This window comes from Tumebacillus avium (assembly GCF_002162355.1).
In the GTDB taxonomy this organism is placed as follows: Bacteria; Bacillota; Bacilli; order Tumebacillales; family Tumebacillaceae; genus Tumebacillus_A; species Tumebacillus_A avium.
In genome coordinates, this window is record NZ_CP021434.1 from 1,730,001 (window position 1) to 1,735,000 (window position 5,000).

Annotated in this window: 5 protein-coding genes and 1 rRNA gene (2 of these 6 cut by a window edge); all 6 read left to right on the forward strand. The window is 57.3% G+C overall.

From position 1 onward, the window contains the following. Positions 1 to 179, forward strand: partial view of a GntR family transcriptional regulator gene (locus tag CBW65_RS08075; RefSeq protein ID WP_087459163.1) — the 3' portion only. 220 nt of this gene lie to the left of the window's left edge; only the last 179 of its 399 coding nucleotides appear in the window; the start codon falls outside the window, past its left edge; the stop codon is at positions 177 to 179. Positions 180 to 184: 5 nt separating this feature from the next. Continuing rightward, entirely contained in the window at positions 185 to 1,072 is an 888-nt protein-coding gene (locus tag CBW65_RS08080; RefSeq protein ID WP_087456414.1) for an ABC transporter ATP-binding protein, read from the forward strand. 2 nt (positions 1,073 to 1,074) lie between these two features. Then, positions 1,075 to 1,776 (forward strand): hypothetical protein, encoded by a 702-nt coding sequence (locus CBW65_RS08085; protein ID WP_087456415.1) that lies wholly within the window; start codon positions 1,075 to 1,077, stop codon positions 1,774 to 1,776. Between the two features lie 22 nt (positions 1,777 to 1,798). Beyond that, positions 1,799 to 2,524, forward strand: coding sequence for an ABC transporter ATP-binding protein (locus tag CBW65_RS08090; protein WP_087456416.1), 726 nt, complete (start codon positions 1,799 to 1,801; stop codon positions 2,522 to 2,524). Then, the gene (locus CBW65_RS08095; RefSeq protein WP_087456417.1) at positions 2,521 to 3,720 is read left to right on the forward strand and encodes an ABC transporter permease; all 1,200 of its coding nucleotides are present in this window, start codon (positions 2,521 to 2,523) and stop codon (positions 3,718 to 3,720) included. The genes CBW65_RS08090 and CBW65_RS08095 overlap by 4 nt, the downstream gene beginning before the upstream one ends. A gap of 327 nt (positions 3,721 to 4,047) precedes the next feature. Next, a 16S ribosomal RNA gene (locus CBW65_RS08100) occupies positions 4,048 to 5,000 on the forward strand; it runs 594 nt beyond the window's last position.

Below are 5,000 nucleotides of genomic sequence, written 5' to 3' on the forward strand. Positions count from 1 at the left end.
TCGGAACTTTCGTCTCCGAAGTCGGGACCGGCGACCGGGATAAATTTCGCACAGAAGCGGTGATCGCGGCGTTCCGGGACGCTGTGGAGATCGGCAGGCGGCTGGGATTGTCGCCAGATGTGCTGCGCGACTTGTTCGAAAGCGTGTTGCGCGATGCAAAAACGGGAGAGGGGGAGTGAGTCGCATGACAAACATGACGGCATTGTCACTTCGCGGCGTAACGAAAACGACAGGGGCTTTTACGCTGGGCCCGATTGATCTGGAGATTGAAAAAGGGTACCGGGTCGCAGTCGTCGGGCCCAACGGTTCCGGGAAAACCACGCTGTTTCGCCTGCTGCAGAACCTGACCCGTCCGGACACGGGCGAGGTGAAGATTCTCGGGATGCTGCAGCCACGAGAGGAACTGCCGATCAAGCAAAAGATCGGGTATATGCCCGACGGCGTGTATGGATTTGAAGAGATGACGCCGGCAGAAGCGGCGGGTTTTATTAAGCACTGGTACCCGCGCTGGAGCGATCAGCGGTTCCGCGAGCTGTGTGGCACATTCGAGATCGATCCGGGGAAGAAGATCGCCCAGCTGTCAAAAGGCACGAAGCAGCGTGTGCTGTTCATCCTCGCCCTCGCCCGCGATCCGGAGCTGATCCTGCTCGATGAGCCGACGGCCAACCTCGATCCGTTTGTGGCGCGCACGATGATGGAAGAGATGTCGGCGGTGTTGGAAGACGGCGAGAAGACGGTGATTTTCGCGACACACGTGATGGAGGAAGTGCGGAAGTTCGCCGATTATGTGGTGTTTCTGTACAAGGGGAAAATGCTCGGCTATTTCGAAAAAGACGAGATCATGGACAGCTGGAAAGAGCTCTGGGTGGAAGGCACAGCCGAAGCGGTGGCAGAGCTGCCAGGCGTGGTGACAGCTGAGGGGCAAGGACCGGTGCGGGTGATCACGTCTTCGCGCCGAGACACCGAACGTGCGTTCCGGGAGTGGGATATCGCCATCCTGAAAGTGCACAATCTGGAGCTCGATGAGATTTTTGCGGGACTGATGAAAGAGTACGACCGGGGGAGGGGTTAACGATGTGGCAAGAAGCATGGAAACTGGTCGGGCATGATCTGAAACGGGCCTGGTGGAACTATCTGCTGATCTTGGGCATGTCGCTGTTTTTCGGCGGATGGACGGCGATGCTGCTGCGATCGCTTACGAGCGGGTATGCGTTTGATCCGTTTTTGCTCGACTTTTACTTCCTGGCGATCGTACCGGTCATCGGATGCCCTTGGTACACCAAGAAATACACCGAGCGGACGCATGATCAGTTGAAGTTTTACCGCACGCTGCCGATCTCCACGGGTGGCATCGTCTTGAGCCGGGTCCTGCTGGTGGTGCTGCGCGCGGTGCCGAATGGGGCTGTGCTGTTTGGCGCCTTGTACCTGTTATCGCCGGAGATGCAGGCGATGTTGAATCCGACCGAGTATCTGTGGTTTGCCCTGATCTGGTTTGGCTACGGGCTGACGCTGTCCTGCTGGTATCCGTACTGGGAATTAAATTCAGGCAGTTTAAAAAAGTTTTACTTGTACTCGGCTTGGTATGTCGTGTTGTGGATCATCCTCGGCCTGACGTACTGGCTGGCGCTTGATATGCATGTGGTGCAGACAGCGGTGGCATGGGCGCAAGGAAGCGGGTGGCTGTATGCGGCGCTGTCGGTCCTGCTCGGCGGGCTGGCCGCGATGTGGTGGTGGCGGCTGTCGAAGCGGAATTTGGAGAACAAGACATCATTTTAAAGATTCCGGGAGGGGAAGAAACATGATTGAAGTGCATGGGGTGACCAAGACATTTGGTGATTTTACGGCGGTGAAGGGGCTGACGTTCAGCGCAGGGCAAGGCGAAGTGGTTGGGATGCTCGGGGAAAACGGCGCGGGCAAAACGACGACGCTGCGCATGATCTCCACCGTGTTAAAACCAACGCAGGGCAGCATCACCGTAGGCGGCATGGATGCCGTTCGCCAGGCGGAGGAGGTGCGCAAGAAGGTCGGGATCCTGTTTGGTGGCGAGACCGGGCTGTATGACCGGCTGACGGCACGGGAGAACATCCGCTATTTTGGCAAATTGTACGGGCTGGAGCAGCAGGTGATCGCAGCGCGGACGGAGAGCCTGGCCAAGCGTTTCGATATGACTCGGTATCTCGATAAGCGCGTCGGCGGTTTTTCCAAAGGGATGAAGCAAAAGGTGGCGATCGCCCGCTCGCTGATCCACGACCCGAGCGTGGTGCTGTTCGATGAGCCGACGTCGGGCCTCGACATCACGTCGGCGAACGTGATTCGCCAGTTGCTTGGCGAGTTTAAGCAGGAAGGGCGCACGGTGATCTTCTCCTCGCACATCATGAGCGAAGTGGAGCGGCTGTGCGACCGCGTGGTGATCTTGCATCGCGGGGAGCTGCAATACAACGGAACTTTGGATGCGCTATATGAGCAGAGCGGGTCGAACGATCTCGACCGCATCTTTATGGAAATGGTGGGTGAGGGGCAATGAAGTTTGCACAAGTGTGGATCGTACTTCAGAAGGAAATCACCGATCTGCTGCGCGACCGGAAGACGTGGATGACATCCGTTCTGCTGCCGCTGCTGCTGATTCCGGCGCTGATGATCCTGGTGGTGAAGATGCAGGCGGGCACGGAGGAAGATGCGCGCAGCTACATTCCGATCGCGGTGATCGGGCAGCAGGCCGAGGTGGAGCGGGCGATCACCGCGTATGAAGGGATCGAAGTGCTGAAGCCGGCAGATCCCAAGCAGGCGCTGGCCGACGGCGATGTGCGGGCTGTCGTGGAGATCGATGAAGCGTTTGCGCAAAAAGTCGAGTCGAAGCAGCCGGCGAACGTGAACATTTTGTACAATCCGGCGGAGCAGAAGTCGGACATTGCGCAGGAAGTGCTGAAAGGGCTGCTCGACGGGCTGGAGCAGGAGATGATGGCGACCCGTCTGGCCGAGCTGAATCTGACGGCCGAAGCGGTAGAGCCGTTGCAGGTGCAGACGGTGGATGTGTCGACCGATGATCAGAAAGCTGGTTCGTTCCTCGGCTTTATCGTGCCGTTGTTGCTGATCGTGTCTTGTGTGACCGGGGCGATGCCGGCGGCGACCGACCTGATCGCCGGGGAAAAGGAGCGCGGGACGCTGGAAGCGCTGATGACCACGCCGGTGAACGGGACGGCGATTCTGACCGGGAAACTGATCACCACGTCGATGATGGCGTTTGTGTCGGCGATCGCGTCGACGATGGCGATGATGATCGCGGCCAAGATCATGCCGAGTGTGCTGGGAGATGAGTCTGGCGGCGGGATGGAGATGTCCTTGTCGTTTCTCTCGGCAGGGAATGTGGCTTTGCTTCTGGTGATGCTGTTGGGCCTTGCAGTGATGTTCTCGTCGTTGATGCTCTGCGTGTCGTCGCTGGCGAAGTCGTTTAAAGAAGCGCAGACATATCTGGCGCCGTTTATGATCGTGGCGATGGTACCGGTGTATGCGACGATGTTCCTGTCGCCGCAGGATGCGCCGCTGTACTATTACTTCCTGCCGGTGATCAACGCGACGATGATGGTGAAAGAGCTGCTGTACGGCGTCGTAGATTTCGCGCATATCGGCTATGTGCTTGGCAGCACGCTGGTCTTTGCGGCGGCGGCTGTGGTGCTGGCTTCGAAGCTGTTCCGTCGGGAAGGGCTGATTGTGAAAGGCTGATCGTGGAAAAAGTGGACTCGGTCTCGCTTGCGAGATCGGGTCTTTTTTGATGCTTGCGGGAGGAGGAGTGTGACGTTGTTTGTGTGGGGGGAGATTTGTTTGAGTTTGTTTCGGTGGCGAAATTGAGGTGTGCGGGCGGACGTGATAAGATAGTCCTTGTCGCCGCGAGAGACGCGGTGATGAAAAAAGAAAACTTACCAGTTGACTTTAGATTATCCGATATGGTAAGTTAATATGCGTCGCCTTGAGCGACAACGATTGATCCTTGAAAACTAAACGAGTGTTACAGAGATATGATTGCGAGTCAAGATACAAACTTTTTCAACTTTTATTGAGAGTTTGATCCTGGCTCAGGACGAACGCTGGCGGCGTGCCTAATACATGCAAGTCGAGCGGACTGATTCGGAGCTTGCTCCGATGATGTTAGCGGCGGACGGGTGAGTAACACGTGGGCAACCTGCCCGACAGACTGGGATAACGCTTGGAAACGAGTGCTAATACCGGATAGGCTTTTCCTTCGCATGAAGGAGAAGAGAAAGAAGCTTTCGCTTCACTGTCGGATGGGCCCGCGGCGCATTAGCTAGTTGGTGAGGTAACGGCTCACCAAGGCGACGATGCGTAGCCGACCTGAGAGGGTGACCGGCCACACTGGGACTGAGACACGGCCCAGACTCCTACGGGAGGCAGCAGTAGGGAATCTTCCACAATGGGCGCAAGCCTGATGGAGCAACGCCGCGTGAATGATGAAGGCCTTCGGGTTGTAAAATTCTGTCTTCTGTGAAGAACAAGTGTGAGAAGAGAATGCTCACACCCTGACGGTAACAGAGGAGGAAGCCCCGGCTAACTACGTGCCAGCAGCCGCGGTAATACGTAGGGGGCAAGCGTTGTCCGGAATCACTGGGCGTAAAGCGCGCGCAGGCGGCCATTTGCGTCCGGGGTGAAAGCCCAAGGCTCAACCTTGGGATTGCCTTGGATACGGGATGGCTTGAGGATCGGAGAGGCAAGGGGAATTCCACGTGTAGCGGTGAAATGCGTAGAGATGTGGAGGAACACCTGTGGCGAAGGCGCCTTGCTGGCCGATTTCTGACGCTGAGGCGCGAAAGCGTGGGGAGCAAACAGGATTAGATACCCTGGTAGTCCACGCCGTAAACGATGAGTGCTAGGTGTTGGGGGGTACCACCCTCAGTGCCGAAGCTAACGCATTAAGCACTCCGCCTGGGGAGTACGGTCGCAAGACTGAAACTCAAAGGAATTGACGGGGGCCCGCACAAGCAGTGGAG